Source organism: Tindallia texcoconensis, from assembly GCF_055383815.1.
In genome coordinates, this window is sequence record NZ_AP042431.1 from 1,483,934 (window position 1) to 1,498,175 (window position 14,242).

13 protein-coding genes are annotated in these 14,242 nt (G+C 41.7%); 2 read left to right on the top strand and 11 right to left on the bottom strand.

Annotated elements, in window-relative coordinates; all coding sequences use genetic code 11:
* Positions 1-213 precede the first annotated feature (213 nt).
* Positions 214-1,383 (bottom strand): ROK family protein, encoded by a 1,170-nt coding sequence (locus ACZ47N_RS06835; RefSeq protein WP_464888381.1) that lies wholly within the window; start codon positions 1,381-1,383, stop codon positions 214-216.
* Positions 1,384-1,595: 212 nt separating this feature from the next.
* On the opposite strand from ACZ47N_RS06835, the gene nagB reads away from it, so the two are divergent.
* Together nagB and ACZ47N_RS06845 are read left to right on the top strand one after the other, a co-directional pair.
* Positions 1,596-2,318 (top strand): glucosamine-6-phosphate deaminase, encoded by a 723-nt coding sequence (gene nagB, locus ACZ47N_RS06840; protein WP_464888382.1) that lies wholly within the window; start codon positions 1,596-1,598, stop codon positions 2,316-2,318.
* A gap of 178 nt (positions 2,319-2,496) precedes the next feature.
* Positions 2,497-3,612 (top strand): glycerol dehydrogenase, encoded by a 1,116-nt coding sequence (locus ACZ47N_RS06845; protein WP_464888383.1) that lies wholly within the window; start codon positions 2,497-2,499, stop codon positions 3,610-3,612.
* Between the two features lie 340 nt (positions 3,613-3,952).
* Here ACZ47N_RS06845 and arcC read toward each other — a convergent pair whose 3' ends face one another.
* From arcC to ACZ47N_RS06895, 10 genes are all read right to left on the bottom strand, one after another.
* Positions 3,953-4,936, bottom strand: a complete 984-nt coding sequence (arcC, locus tag ACZ47N_RS06850) for a carbamate kinase (RefSeq protein ID WP_464888384.1) — start codon at positions 4,934-4,936, stop codon at positions 3,953-3,955.
* Between the two features lie 143 nt (positions 4,937-5,079).
* Positions 5,080-6,333, bottom strand: coding sequence for a uracil-xanthine permease family protein (locus ACZ47N_RS06855; protein ID WP_464888385.1), 1,254 nt, complete (start codon positions 6,331-6,333; stop codon positions 5,080-5,082).
* A gap of 318 nt (positions 6,334-6,651) precedes the next feature.
* Positions 6,652-7,599 carry a ribose ABC transporter substrate-binding protein RbsB gene (rbsB, locus tag ACZ47N_RS06860; RefSeq protein WP_464888386.1) on the bottom strand — a complete coding sequence of 316 codons (948 nt, stop codon included), beginning with the start codon at positions 7,597-7,599 and terminating at the stop codon, positions 6,652-6,654.
* A gap of 38 nt (positions 7,600-7,637) precedes the next feature.
* Entirely contained in the window at positions 7,638-8,615 is a 978-nt protein-coding gene (locus ACZ47N_RS06865; RefSeq protein WP_464888387.1) for an ABC transporter permease, read from the bottom strand.
* Complete coding sequence (locus tag ACZ47N_RS06870; protein ID WP_464888388.1) at positions 8,612-10,105, bottom strand: sugar ABC transporter ATP-binding protein; 1,494 nt, start codon at positions 10,103-10,105, stop codon at positions 8,612-8,614. Before ACZ47N_RS06870 ends, ACZ47N_RS06865 begins: the two co-directional genes overlap by 4 nt.
* On the bottom strand, positions 10,105-10,512 hold the full coding sequence (rbsD, locus tag ACZ47N_RS06875; protein ID WP_464888389.1) for a D-ribose pyranase: 408 nt from the start codon (positions 10,510-10,512) through the stop codon (positions 10,105-10,107). The genes ACZ47N_RS06870 and rbsD overlap by 1 nt, the downstream gene beginning before the upstream one ends.
* 30 nt (positions 10,513-10,542) lie before the next feature.
* The gene (locus ACZ47N_RS06880; RefSeq protein WP_464888390.1) at positions 10,543-11,556 is read right to left on the bottom strand and encodes a LacI family DNA-binding transcriptional regulator; all 1,014 of its coding nucleotides are present in this window, start codon (positions 11,554-11,556) and stop codon (positions 10,543-10,545) included.
* Between the two features lie 160 nt (positions 11,557-11,716).
* Positions 11,717-12,514 (bottom strand): transglutaminase-like domain-containing protein, encoded by a 798-nt coding sequence (locus tag ACZ47N_RS06885; RefSeq protein ID WP_464888391.1) that lies wholly within the window; start codon positions 12,512-12,514, stop codon positions 11,717-11,719.
* Positions 12,515-12,617: 103 nt separating this feature from the next.
* Complete coding sequence (locus ACZ47N_RS06890; RefSeq protein ID WP_464888392.1) at positions 12,618-13,673, bottom strand: type IV pilus twitching motility protein PilT; 1,056 nt, start codon at positions 13,671-13,673, stop codon at positions 12,618-12,620.
* A gap of 4 nt (positions 13,674-13,677) precedes the next feature.
* Entirely contained in the window at positions 13,678-14,235 is a 558-nt protein-coding gene (locus ACZ47N_RS06895; RefSeq protein WP_464888393.1) for a hypothetical protein, read from the bottom strand.
* Positions 14,236-14,242 lie beyond the last annotated feature (7 nt).

Below are 14,242 nucleotides of genomic sequence, written 5' to 3' on the forward strand. Positions count from 1 at the left end.
AGATTAAGTGGCAATAACAGGTTTTATAACGTCCTGTTATTAATTCATTCTAAAGATTAACACAATTCAAATGCCTTGTCAATTAGGAACCCAAGGGTCCCTATGGTTTTCCTGTTCTTCCTTTTCCCATCAAAAAACAGATTGGTTCCGTGCAGGTATCTGTTTTTTGATGAAAAGAAAGCCCCACCGAACTACTGTATCAGTGGGGGAGGTTCATCGAAATATATCTTCTAATACCTGTTTTTCTGCTTCCAGAGCGCCTCCTAAAAGGTAGGCTTTCTCTCGTTGACGCCCTTCCTCTATTTTAATATTTTCAATGCTTCCACTATACATTTCAAAGTCTTTAGAAGCCATCATAATCTCTAGAAAATCTGGAAACCGCTGGATCAATTTGCCTCCAACAATGATTTTATCTGGATCGTAGGCATAAATAATATTGTTCATGGCGATGGAAAAATAGCGGCTTACATCTTCCATAAGCGCCATCGCCCAAGGCTGATTCTGTTGGTATCCTTCTAGGATATCCGAAATGCTATGAATCTCTCTGTTGCCTTGTCTTGCCCTACGGATTAGAGATTCAATGTTCAAGACAGTATCAAGGCATCCCTTTCTTCCACATTGGCACTGAGCTCCCTTATGATCGATGGTAATATGACCAATTTCACCTGCACTATTGTTGGTTCCTCTCAGAACTGTGCCATTAATAAGCAAGCCCACTCCAAGGCCGTAGCCTATATCCATATAGACAATATTCGCATCCCTATTTTTTTCTTCAGAAACGACTTCTCCTAGAAGGGCAGATTTCACATCTTTGTCCAGCATAACCCTTTGCCCAAATTTAGTGTGGGCATACTCGGAAATCTTTTCGTTTTTCCACCCTAGCTGGGTGGATAAAATCACTTCTCCTTTTTGGGTGTCTACAATTCCTGGACAGATAAAAACTATTTTTTTCTGCGTCAGTAGATTCACTTTCCCCTGGCCTATCCAATTTTGATAAACGACTTCAATGGCATTCACATAGCTTTTCATGGTGGATAACGCCTTAGCCTCGATCCGTTCTTGAGCGGTTATTTCATTATTAAGGTTCACAACGGCCATCCTGATTTCATCCACATCCACATATGCTACTAAAAAGCTGGCTGCCTCTTTTTGGACATAAAGCTGTTTGGCGGGTCTACCTTGCTTGTGAGTCCTTGGTGTTGACTCAAAAATCAAGTTGGATTCCATCAAAAGTGTCACCATTCTGGTGATGCTCATACTGGTTACTGGGGTTTTTTCTGTGATTTCTACTCGCGTAATGCCTGGATTGTTTCGAATCAAACGAAATACGGTTTTAATGTTTTCTATTTTCATCTCTGCCAAGGCATGGGGGGTTTTTTGCATCAGGTCCTCCTCCTTCCTATAGGAATTTTCCCCTAAGATTGGGAAATCATATCCACTCATTATATGATATCCTTGACGCCATGACAATCTAGGAAAACCTGTGATGCTGGTATTCTACTTGACTTGACTTAGACGTATTCTTAACGTATATTAAATGCTACGTTATGTATCCATTAAAATTCCAGCTACGTCTTTGGGAAGGAGCCAACTCTATGAAAAAACAATTCGTCAAAGATTATACCCATTTAAGCTTAAAAGCTTTTGATATTTTTCGTCAGGAAGTAGGAAAAAATCCCCAGGGTACATTTGGTTTTGCCACTGGCTCTACTCCCTTAGGATTCTATCAATGCATCCTTGAGGATTATACCCTGAACCAAACCGACTATTCCAATATAAAAACCTTTAATCTCGATGAATATGTAGGCCTGAATGAACACCACCCCCAGAGTTATTATCATTTTATGAACCATCATCTTTTTCATCCTCTCCAGCTTTCGAAAGAGCAGGTTCATCTGCCCAAGGGAAATGCTAAAGACCTCCAGGAAGAATGTGCTCGCTATGAATCTTTGTTATGCACCAATCCCTTAGACCTACAAATTCTTGGAATCGGTGAAAATGGCCATATCGGCTTTAATGAGCCTGGGACCAGCTTTGATTCCACGGTTCATGTGACCACTCTCAAGGAGAGTACGCGGCAAGCGAACAGTCGTTTTTTTGACTCCATCCATGATGTCCCTACCCAAGCCATTACCATGGGCATTCAAAATATTCTTCAGGCTAAAAAAATTGTGGTGCTGGTTTCCGGATCTTCTAAGGCGGCTATCCTCAAAGAAATATTCCATAGCCCCGTCACCACCAACATTCCTGCCAGCGTCTTGCGATATCATTCGGATACCACTTTTATCATAGACGAAGATGCCGCTGTTCATTTGTAATCCCCTGATACAAATTCTTTATCCTGGCTAGGAGCCCCATGACAAGGACTAAGACCAGTATGACAAGGCCTAGGAGCCCCATGGCAATCGCTTGACAAATTCATGAAATTTCATATAATCAAGTTGAGTATGTTAAAAATATGACACTTTATTCACGCTAACTGGAGGAGGGATTGAAATGACAAATGTTATCGGAAGTCCAGAACGATATGTACAAGGCAGAGGGGTTCTTAAGGATCTTTGCAAGCAGGTACAGAATATGGGCCATGCCCCTTTTATCCTGGTAAGTCAATCAGGAAAAGGCCGGGTAGAGGCTCCTATTGCTGAAGGTGCAAAGGAATTGGATACCAAACTGGTGTATGAGATTTTTGGCGGAGAATCTTCCCGTAATGAAATTAACCGTTTACAGAAAATATATGCAGCATCAGGCTGTGATGTGGTTATTGGCATTGGTGGTGGAAAGATCCATGATACAGCCAAAGCTCTGGCATACTATGCCAAAGCCCCTGTTGTTATTGTTCCAACCATTGCTGGAACCGACGCCCCTTGTAGTGCTTTATCGGTTCTTTATACGGATGATGGGATCTTTGAAGACTACCTTTTCTTGCCTCGAAATCCAAATATGGTGTTGGTGGATACAGAAATTATCAGCAAAGCGCCTGCTCGATTGCTGGTGGCAGGAATGGGGGATGCTCTTGCAACCTACTTTGAAGCTCGGGCTTGCCAACAATCAGACAGCGATAATTTTATTGGAGGAAAATATACGGTAACCTCCATGGCACTGGCCAAATTATGCTATGACACCCTAATGGCTGATGGTAGAAAGGCTTTAACATCTGTTCAGGCAGGCGTATGCACAAAGGCCCTCGAGAATATTATTGAAGCCAATACCTACCTCTCTGGCATTGGTTTTGAAAGTTGTGGCATTGCAGCTGCTCATGCCATCCATAATGGGTTTACGGCCATCGCAGAAACCCATGACTGTTACCATGGAGAAAAAGTTGCCTTTGGAACATTAACCCAATTGGTTCTTGAAAATGCCGATACTGAGGAATTAGAAGAAGTCCTTGGATTTTGCATGGACATTGGCTTACCCACCACCCTGAAAGGCCTTGGTATCCATGAAATAAACAAGAAGGAGCTCATGGAAGTAGCCGAAATTGCTTGCGGCCCTAATGATACCATGGGGAATATGCCCTTTGTGGTTACTCCCCAAATGCTCTACGATGCCATCTTAGCCACAGATGCCCTGGGGCGTCAGTATCAAGCCACCCATTGTGCTTCCATAAAATGATCCTAAGAACCCCCTTTCCCCTAAGGACAGAGCTTATATGGATTCCTATAGTGACAGGGGTTTTAATAAAAGATACCTCCATCTAATTTGAATCCTACTTTTAGGTTCCTTTGTACTGGGGAGCATGAGAAAGTCCCTTAGCTACGCTAAGGGGCTTTTTTATGCCCCATTAAAAAACCATGATCTGTTGATTCACCGACACCATCCGTCTGTTAAACTCCCTGTGCAACACCTGTCCCTTTCCCTCGAAACCTATTTTCTGATTCATTATCGATTCACCATTTTCAACGTACAAAAGACCACTGATTCCCTCAGCCAAAGAATCATGTCCTAACCACCTTTAGGACATTTTCTCTCCCTCTAAGCCATCAAAAATCCTAGTACCCGTTTTCCCTTCAATACCTTTTTTAGCTTTATCTAAAGAAGTGATCAAGGTTTCTCTCCCAGGGGCTGATTCAACAAACCGTAAGGCTGCTTCCATTTTAGGTAACATAGAACCTGGAGCAAAATGTCCTTCTTCTATATAATGATAACTCTCTTCTCTTGTTAATCTTGTCAACTCTTTCTGGTTGGATTTACCAAAGTTGATGGCTACTTTTTCAACCCCCGTTAAGATAATCAGTAGATCAACATCCATCAATTCTGCTATTTTTGCCGAAACAAAATCTTTGTCAATAACGGCAGGAACGCCTTCTAAAACACCATTTCCCCTGTCAACAACTGGAATACCTCCGCCTCCGCCAGCTATTACCACATGATTTTGATCCACTAAGGTTTTAATCAGCGAAGCTTCTACTACATCCATGGGTTCTGGTGAAGCTACCATTCTTCTATAGCCTCGACCTGCATCTTCTCCCATGACAAAACCCATTTCCTTTTCCATTTTTTCTGCTTCGTCTTTAGAGTAAAATGACCCTACTGGTTTGGTTGGATTTTGAAATCCTGGATCCTTTTCATCTACTACTACCTGGGTTACCACCGTGGCTACTTCTTTTTTTATCCCTCTATTGACCAACTCTTCTCGAATACTTTGTTGAAGATGGTATCCAATATAACCTTGGGACATGGCACCGCATTCTGGAAAAGGCATAATCTCTTTTTGACTATCCTCTCTAGCCGCCGATTCATAGGTAGCCACTATTTGTCCTACCTGAGGACCATTTCCATGGACAATGATCACTTCATTTCCTTCTTCAATCAGGTCTACAATAGGTTTGGCGGTTTTTTTTGCTGTTATTAATTGAGCTGCTGCAGTGGTATCTTGAGGATCTGCCTGTAGGGCATTTCCTCCTAGAGCTATCACAATACGTTTTTTATCTCTCATTTTTTTTTCAGCTGACCATGGTCAGCTGCACCTCCTTTTCCTCTATTATTGGGTGCAAAAATATAAGTATCCCTATACGAAATATGGATACTTATAGTTGATTCCTTTGATTTCTATGACTCTTTTTATGCTTTTAAATACCCTTATTCTGTATCTGCTCCTGGAAGAATTAAGTTAAGTAAAACTCCTGATACGGCTGCGATTACCATGGAACTGAACTCGATGTCTCCAATTTCAAAGCCAACGCCGCCAACACCTAGCACAAGAATAACAGAAGCCACAATCAAGTTTCTGGATTTCATGAAATTCACTTTATTTTCTACTACGGTTCTTACACCAACCGCTGCAATCATTCCATATAACAGAACAGATATTCCTCCAATAACTGGTAACGGAATCGTATGAATCGCCGCCTCTACTTTGGGAATAAAAGAAAGAGCAATGGCCCAAACAGCTCCCATACTCACTACAAAAGTAGCATAAACCCTTGTAAGCGCTAAAACGCCAACATTTTCACCGTAGGTAGTTAGAGAAGGTCCTCCCAAAAACCCTGATAGCATCGTTGCTATACCACCACCATAAAAAGTTCTTGGAATCCCAGGTTCTTTACTTATATCTTTTCCAATAGTACTTCCAATGGCTAATACATCCCCAAAGTGTTCTATAATCGAAACAATGGCGGCCGGTGCTACTAATAACAATGCGGTTGAATTAAATACAGGAAGCGTAAAGCCTGGAACCCCTAGGAGACTAGCTTCTGCTACTTGAGTACCATCCACTAGATTAAAGGCTAAAGACGCCATATATCCTGCTGCTAATCCAATGATAATTGGCAATACTTTTATCATTCCTCTGCCCCAAATATTAACGACTACAGCAACGCCTAAAGTAATTAAAGCCACTCCCCAATGACCACTAGCCATATCAATGCCTACGGGAGCTAAACCCAAACCAATGATCATAATAATCGGTCCAGTTACTACTGGAGGAAACACTCTTTTGACTTTTTCAGGTCCTGCTACTTCCATTAAATACCCTACAATCACATATGTAAGACCAGCCAAAATAATGCCACCCTGGGCTGCAGGAAGTCCTACCTGATCACCTGCAATCAGCAATGGGCCAATAAAAGCAAAGGAAGACCCTAAAAACCCTGGAACTTTTCCTTTTGTAAAATAGTGGAAAATTAAAGTTCCCACTCCTACGGAAAACAATGTGGCGGAGACACTAAGTCCTGTTAATAGAGGAACTAAAATACAGGCACCAAACATGGCCAATGTGTGTTGAAATCCTAGCAGAACTTGTTGGCCTTTATTGAAATGGCTGGATAAGTCTTCAGGTGCTGCAAATTCAGGATCTTTCCCCATTTCTTGCTTGCTTTCAGAATCATTACTCATAAACATCCTCCTTTTTTTTATCGAACCCACATCATAACCTTTTTCATGGATTGCTTCTAAGACTCTATACTGATTGTACCACGTCTTAGACCATTCAATCTAACCTTTTTTCTTTGGTTTCTGCAAGGATCTCTTTGTGTGTCAGATGGATTGAATGCATCTTTCCCTCTCTAAGGATTGCTCCATTTGGGCTTTTACCATGTTCATAACCTCCACCAAGGTACTGATTGAACACGGTTGGTTTTTTCTTATCCATAAAAGGAGGCCCATGGAATACACCGGCCTCCTTTTAAAACAAACCTATTAATCATTCTTGTTTTATTCTGTGATCAATTCTAAATCTACTGGTATATAGCTCTCTACTTCTTCTCCTGCCAATAATGCAGCTGCGGTTTCTATGCCTAAAGAACCAATCAGTTCTGGTTGTTGAGCCACAGTAGCTGCCATTTTTCCTTCTGCTACGGCTGCCTGTGCATCATCTGTTGCATCAAATCCTACCACCATAATATCACGACCAGATGCTTCGATGGCTTGTAACGCTCCTAAAGCCATTTCATCATTATGAGCAAATACGGCATCAATGGTTTCTTCTGCTTCAAGAATGTTCTCCATAACGCTAAGTCCTTCTTCACGGTTGAAGTTGGCAGTCTGACGTGCTACCACTTCCATATCTGTTCCTTCAATAGCTGTGTTAAAGCCTTGGCCTCTATCTCTAGCAGCGGATGCTCCTGGAACGCCTTCTAGCTCTACTACTTTCCCTTGACCTGCCAGTTCATCCACCATATACTGTCCTGCCATTTTTCCTCCAGCTACGTTGTCGGAAGCCACATGAGCAACCACTTCGCCACCTTCTGCACTTCTGTCCAAGGTAATCACAGGAATATTGGCTTCGTTAGCCATTTGAATTCCACTTTCAACGGCATCGCTATCTACTGGGTTAATTAAAATAACGGATACTTCTTGTTGTACTAAATCTTCCATGTTGGATAATTCCTGAGCGGAATCGTCTCGTGAATCTAATACCACTAAATCAAAGCCTAAGCTTTCTGCTGCCTGGGCCGCTCCTTCTTCCAAAGAAACAAAGAATGGATTGTTTAATGTAGAAAGTACCAACCCTATGGTTTCTGTTGCTTGTTCTGTTGCTTCTTCTTGTTCCCCTTCTACAGCTGGTGCTTCCTCAGCCGTATCACTTCCACAGCCTGCCAGTAATCCCAGTAAAAGTACCAGAATACAACCAACTACTAAAAACTTTTTCCCTTTTTTCATCTTCATTTTTCCCCCTTTTTTTTATAAAAAGCCGATGATTAATCAGCCTTTTTTCGATCTAATAAAACAGCAATTAAAATCACAACGCCCCTTACCACCAATTGATAATAAGACGATACATTAAGTAAATTAAGGCCATTGTTTAAAACCCCTATAATGGTTGCCCCAATAAATGTTCCAAAAATGCTGCCTACACCACCAGCTAAGCTGGTGCCCCCAATCACCACTGCAGCGATGGCATCTAATTCAGCACCATCTCCTGCCGTCGGCGGTGCTGACCCTAATCTAGATATGATAATCATGGCCGCCAAGGCCGCTGTAAAGCCTGATAGGGTATAGGCGAAGAGTTTGATTCGATCCGTATGAATCCCTGTTAGACGAGCCGCATCTTCGTTGCTTCCAGTAGCATAAATATATCTGCCTTGTCTGGTTTGGGTCAGTATATAATAGGCAAACATAAAGGTGATGATGGTGAGAATAACGGGTACTGGCACCACGCCAATCATCCCTCTGCCGATAAAGTGAAATCCTTCTCCTAAGCCACTAATAGGCCTTCCACCGCTAATCACCAATGCACCACCTCTGGCGATGGTCATCATGGCCAAGGTGGCAATAAAGGGTGGCACCCTTCCTTTGGTAATCACGATTCCGTTTAAGAACCCTAATCCACTACCTGCCAATAAACCCACCATCATGGCAACAGGTGCCGGTAGCCCCATTTGGGCCACTGTAGCTGCCGAAACCCCTGAAAAAGCCAGGATAGAGCCTACGGACAAATCGATGCCTCCGGTTAAAATGACAAAGGTTAAGCCTACGGCCATAATAGCATTCAGGGATGTCTGTCTTAACACGTTAAAGAGGTTGGTGACGGTTAAAAATCGGGGTGTCAAGAAGCTCAGCACCACACAGATTAACACTAAGCCAATGATCGATTGAAATTTTAAGATATTCGTTTTGAGATCGTCTTTTTTTACTTGTTCTTTCCATTGCTTCAGCTTAGCGTTTATACGGCTCACGAAATCCCTCCTACTGCCCGCTCCATTATTTTTTCTTGGGTAGCCTCTTGATGATGAAATTCTCCTGTTATTCGTCCTTTGTGCATCGTGACAATGCGGTCACTAATCCCCATTACTTCTGGTAATTCCGATGATACCATAAGGATCGTCACGTCTTTTTGCTTTAATTCGTTGATCAAATGATATATTTCTACTTTGGCACCAACATCTACGCCTCGTGTAGGTTCATCTAAAATTAACACTTTGGGATTGGTCATCAACCACTTTGCAAAAACAAGTTTCTGTTGATTACCTCCGCTGAGGTTTTTGACTTTTTGAGCAATGCTAGGGGTTTTGACTCTCAGTTTATCAATGTATTGCTGTACCATTTTTTTCTCTTCAGATTTTTTTAATCGTCCAGTGGCTGTAGAAAACCCTCCTAAGGAGGCTAGGGTCATATTACGAAATACTTCATGGTCCAAAAAAAGCCCTTCTGACTTTCTGTTTTCCGATAGGTAGACAATTCCTTTCTGGATTGCATCCTTGGGGTTTTTGATGGAGATCCGCTCTCCCTCTAGCTGTATTTCACCTTGATAGGGATGGACGCCAAAAATCGTTTTACAAAGCTCCGTACGGCCAGCTCCCATCAACCCAAAAATGCCTATTACTTCGCCTTTTCTGGCCACCAGATCAATCTCATAGACCTGGCCTGGAGCCGTAACCCCCTTGAGTTCTAAAATGGTTTTTCCTGGATTGGATGCTACCCAAGGAAATTTATCTTCCAGCCTTCTTCCAACCATCATTTGAATCAATTCATCTGTATTAACAGCTGAAACGGCTTTGGTTTCCACATGACTTCCGTCTCTTAAAACTTGAATTCGATCTGCAATTTCAAAAATTTCTTCTAGCTTATGGCTAATATAAATGATGCCTTTCCCAGAAGATCGAAGGCCATCGATGACTCGGAATAAGGTTTTGGCTTCTTGTGGTGTCAAGGCATCCGTTGGTTCATCCATGATGATGATGTTACAGTTCATGGATAAAATCCTGGCTATTTCCACCATCTGCTGAATGCCTATGCTTAGATTTTTCACAGGTTGAGTAACATCTATCCCTGTTATTCCTAGTTCTGCTAATAAGGTTTGACTTTCCTGGCTTAAGTACTGCCAGTCAATTTTTTTCGTCAGGGGATGGATTTTTTCTCTTCCTAAAAATATATTTTCTCGAATGGATAAATGAGGAATCAAACTAAGTTCCTGATGAATAATCCCAATGCCTATTTTGATGGCCTCTTGAGGAGAAGCAATGGAAACTGGTTGCCCATGGATCCTTAAGCTGCCTTCATCTTCTTGATATACGCCACTAAGTATTTTCATCAGGGTAGATTTTCCAGCACCGTTTTCTCCAAGAAGGGCCAGTACTTCTCCAGCCTTTAGGTCTAAATCCACCTGATCTAAGGCTCGTACTCCAGGAAAGCTTTTACTAATGCCTTGCATCTCTAATAATGCCATTAGAACACCACGCCGGATTTCAGAATAATATTCGCATAGGGTGTATGCTCTCCAGTTCTGATGACGGCTTTTGACTTAGCTGCTTCTAGTTTGAAGTTTTCATGGATCACTTCTCGAATATGAATATGGGGGTTTTGTTTCTTTAGACAGTGAATGATTTCTTCGTATAGCACTGGGTTAATCTCTCTGGTTTCGTTGGCGATGGTTACCTCTTCTACCTCTAGCTCCATCAGTATTACTTCTAGGGTTTCCAAAAACCTAGGAACGTCTTTTTTCAGCGCCAAATCAATTCGTTTTACCTGATCTCCAATGGGAAAGCCTGCATCCACCACGGTTAGCCTTTGGGTATGGCCCATTTCCGCAATAACACCAGAAATATGGCTATTCACTAAGGGTGATTTTTTCATATGCGATTCTCCTTTCTTTCATATGCATTTCTATGTATATTTTTTTATAACGGATTCTCTGACCACCAGTTCCGGTTCTAAAACCACTTGTCTTTTTTCCAATGTTTCTCCTTCTATGAGCCTGAGTAACATCTGTGTTGCCATCTTCCCCATTTCATAAGAAGGTTGGCTAATAGTGGTGAGTGCTGGATCGATTAATCGGGCAATCTGGATATTGTCAAACCCTAAGACAGAAATATCTTCGGGAACTTTCAAATTCTGATTTTTAATGGATCTCATAGCCCCTACGGCCATTAAATCGTTGGCCGCCATGACAGCCGTAAACTCTACCCCTTTTGCCAAGAGAGCTGTCATTCCTTTCTCTCCAGTTTCTGCTTTATAGTCCCCATAGTATATAAGCTCAGGATCCATGGACAATCCATGGTTTATAAGGGCTGTCTCATATCCCAGCAGTCTATCTTTTCCTACAATAGAAGTGTTGGGCCCAGATAAATAGGCGATTTTTCGATGGCCTTGGTTCCATAAGTAGGTGACGCCTCGCATCACCCCTTGATAGCCACAGGTATACACACTTGGAAAATCTAGAGGACTATCTGCCACTCGGTCTAATAAGATCAAAGGGGTTTTCATTTTTTCTAACAGACCACCATGATCTGTGGTGGAATAGGTTGAGCTGGTTAAAAGAATCCCATCCACATACTTTTTTTGCAATATCTCTAAATAGATTTTTTCTTTCTCTGGATCATTATCTGTATTACAGAGAATAATATTATAGTGATGTTGATTGGCCGTATCTTCAATGGCTCTCACCACCTGGGGGAAAAAGGGATTGGTAATATCTGGAATAATTAATCCAAGGGTGTTCGTCTTTTTAGTAATTAAGCCTCGAGCTAAATAATTTGGTTTATAATCCAGCTCTTCAGCAATCTTTAGGATTTTTTCTTTTGTTTCTCTTTTAATTCCTATTTCTTTGCTATTTAATACTTGTGAAACCGTCGTAATAGAAACTCCAGCTTTTTTAGCAATATCTTTAATGGTTGTCATGAGATAGACCCCTTTTATACAACTAAAACCTTTTAGTCCTTAAAAAATAGCACAGCCCCTCTTATTAGTCAAGTCTAAAAACCCATTCTTTCTCCCTCTATTACCTGATACACAAAAAAAAACTTGCCGAAGCAAGTTTACAAGGTCTCGATGTTCTTTTCTAATATTCGTATACTTTTTGGTATTCCTTAGGACTCTTAATCATGTGATAATCCACGCCTTGTCGTTTGTATACGGCATCCACCGTAGAATCAAGGATATGCCATTGACCATTAAGGTATACTTCGTTCCAAGCATGATACTCATCTACATGAGAGGTATACCCCTTCACCAGCTTTATGGGAATATCTTCGCTTCGTTTCATGGCCGCCATCAAGGAAGCATAATCGTAACAGATCCCCTTTTTCTCCATGTAGGTCTGCACAATATCTGGCAAATAGGTGGAGGTGAGGCGAGGAATTTTGTCGTAATCATAGGTATAGTTCTGAATGACATACTGGTAAACCTTTTGGACTTGTTGGTCTCGACTTCCCAAGTTCCCAACCATCTTAGCACTATTTTGAATGGGTGGATCTTCAGGATTCCATCGAATTTCCTGAATAGAATTGAGAAAAACCACATTAGGATCCTCTAAGGCAAGGGTGACCTGCTTACTTTCTACAAAGCTGTACCGGTTCCCGCCAATGTTTTGTACTACATCAATCTTATAGGTGCCATTGCCCATTTGGAGAGGAAAACTATCAACAGTTCCGTCTGGCTTTAGCTGATAGGTATACCGCTGTTCTCCCTTAGTGATCAAAACACGTAATGGCCTGTCTTGAGCTGCTTGATAGTGGATGTGGATGACCCCTCGATCCAAATCTGATGTATCAAATACTGGGCTTGCTGCTTGACTTTTCAATGGATTCATCACAACAAAAAAACCAACAAGCACTATGATGATTATCCATTTTTTCATTGCTTCCACCTTCTTTCTATTCCTAAAAACCCAGGGATGACTTCAAGTATATTTATATTCCTTATGATACCCTTTTGTTCTCCACTTCAACGTTACAAGATGATTACGGTAAATATTTTTTGAGGACTTCTGGATTTACGCAATGCCTCATGGCATCTTCTTGTGTAATCCTTCCCTCTTTTACCAAGTTAGAAAGGCTCCGATCCATACTCATCATGCCTTCTGCTTTACCAGTTTGAATGACAGCATCAATTTGTGGGATCTTCCCATCCCGAATCATATTTCGAATGGCTCCATTGACAATCAAAATTTCAAAAGCAGGCACCAAACCTTTCTCTTCAGAAGGGATGAGCTGCTGTGAAACAACGGCATAGAGCACCGTTGATAGTTGAAACTTCACTTGATCCTGTCTATTAGCTGGAAATACATCGATAATGCGATCAATAGACTTAGCAGCTCCCACGGTATGTAAGGTAGAAAAAACCAAATGGCCGGTTTCAGCAGCCGTCAGGGAGGTAGAAATGGTTTCATAATCCCTCATTTCCCCAACCTGTATCACATCCGGCGCCTGTCTCAAAGCAGAGCGTAGTCCGTTGGCATAGCTTTTTGTATCCATCCCTATTTCTCTCTGATCCACTAAACTTTTCTGGTGTTTGTGCAGGTATTCAATAGGATCTTCCAAGGTTAGAATATGGCATTCTCTACGCTGGTTGATTAAATTAATCACTGCAGAAAGCGTCGTTGATTTTCCACTTCCTGCGGGTCCCGTAACCAATATTAAGCCTTTGGTTCGTTGGTGAAAATCTAAAATTCTTTGGGGAATACCTAATGTATCCACCTCTGGTTGTTCAAAGCTTAAGACTCTAATCGCTGCTGCACTGGTGCTACGCTGGGTATAGGCGGCTACTCGAAATCTTCCCACCCCTGGCAAGGAAACAGAAAAGTCTTTTTCTCCATTTTCCATGAATTCTTCATAATGTTTTTCTTTATGAAACAGACTCTTAACAAGAACTTCTGCACTTTCTGGTGTTAACGATTCTCCATCCATGGGCTTTAATCGACCATTTATCTTTAAGGTAGGAGGCCTTCCTACGGTGATAAACAAATCCGATGCTTCTTTTTCCAACGCCCATTTCAACAGGTGTGTAGCCTCATACATTGGATTAGTCCACCTCCACATCCCTAAATTGAATCCCATCCTCGTATTCAAAAGCTTCTGGCATACTTTTCCAAGCCGTAATCATGATTTCTGGGGCTTCTCTCTCCCTAGGAACCGCCTCAAAAGCCACGTAGAAGTCTTTGGTCTTATCTGCTAGATCTCCAGGAATGAGGAAGAACCCTTGTAGGATTGCATCTGTTCTATTTTCCCTTGGGAAATAAACCTCATACTCTAACTCAAAAAACTCCTTTGTGCCTTCTACATGCTCCAGAACATTTTCATAATATGCCTGCTGCCAATGATCTCTATCTCTTTCCGTTTCCTCCCATGCTTTCTCCAACACCTGGTGAAAAGCAAACAAAGATTCCGCCGCCCGACTCTCTTGCTGATAATAAAGGTGGGTCCACTCTGCATTTCTGCGGGCAATCGATAGCCCGGCATAGGAAGACATCATAGAAAAAACCCCAAAGAGCAATATGGTGACTACCATAATGATAACCATCACGCTTGCGCTTCCTCGCTGTTGTTCTTTATATTTATTTCTTATTATATCATATTTCATCGGATTA

What these genes read in the sequence shown, in the direction of transcription:
- ACZ47N_RS06835 (WP_464888381.1), bottom strand. Translation starts at nt 1,383, where the DNA reads ATGCAAAAAACCCCCCATGCCTTGGCAGAGATGAAAATAGAAAACATT.
- nagB (WP_464888382.1), top strand. Translation starts at nt 1,596, where the DNA reads ATGAAAAAACAATTCGTCAAAGATTATACCCATTTAAGCTTAAAAGCT.
- ACZ47N_RS06845 (WP_464888383.1), top strand. Translation starts at nt 2,497, where the DNA reads ATGACAAATGTTATCGGAAGTCCAGAACGATATGTACAAGGCAGAGGG.
- arcC (WP_464888384.1), bottom strand. Translation starts at nt 4,936, where the DNA reads ATGAGAGATAAAAAACGTATTGTGATAGCTCTAGGAGGAAATGCCCTA.
- ACZ47N_RS06855 (WP_464888385.1), bottom strand. Translation starts at nt 6,333, where the DNA reads ATGAGTAATGATTCTGAAAGCAAGCAAGAAATGGGGAAAGATCCTGAA.
- rbsB (WP_464888386.1), bottom strand. Translation starts at nt 7,599, where the DNA reads ATGAAAAAAGGGAAAAAGTTTTTAGTAGTTGGTTGTATTCTGGTACTT.
- ACZ47N_RS06870 (WP_464888388.1), bottom strand. Translation starts at nt 10,105, where the DNA reads ATGGCATTATTAGAGATGCAAGGCATTAGTAAAAGCTTTCCTGGAGTA.
- rbsD (WP_464888389.1), bottom strand. Translation starts at nt 10,512, where the DNA reads ATGAAAAAATCACCCTTAGTGAATAGCCATATTTCTGGTGTTATTGCG.
- ACZ47N_RS06880 (WP_464888390.1), bottom strand. Translation starts at nt 11,556, where the DNA reads ATGACAACCATTAAAGATATTGCTAAAAAAGCTGGAGTTTCTATTACG.
- ACZ47N_RS06885 (WP_464888391.1), bottom strand. Translation starts at nt 12,514, where the DNA reads ATGAAAAAATGGATAATCATCATAGTGCTTGTTGGTTTTTTTGTTGTG.
- ACZ47N_RS06890 (WP_464888392.1), bottom strand. Translation starts at nt 13,673, where the DNA reads ATGTATGAGGCTACACACCTGTTGAAATGGGCGTTGGAAAAAGAAGCA.
- ACZ47N_RS06895 (WP_464888393.1), bottom strand. Translation starts at nt 14,235, where the DNA reads ATGAAATATGATATAATAAGAAATAAATATAAAGAACAACAGCGAGGA.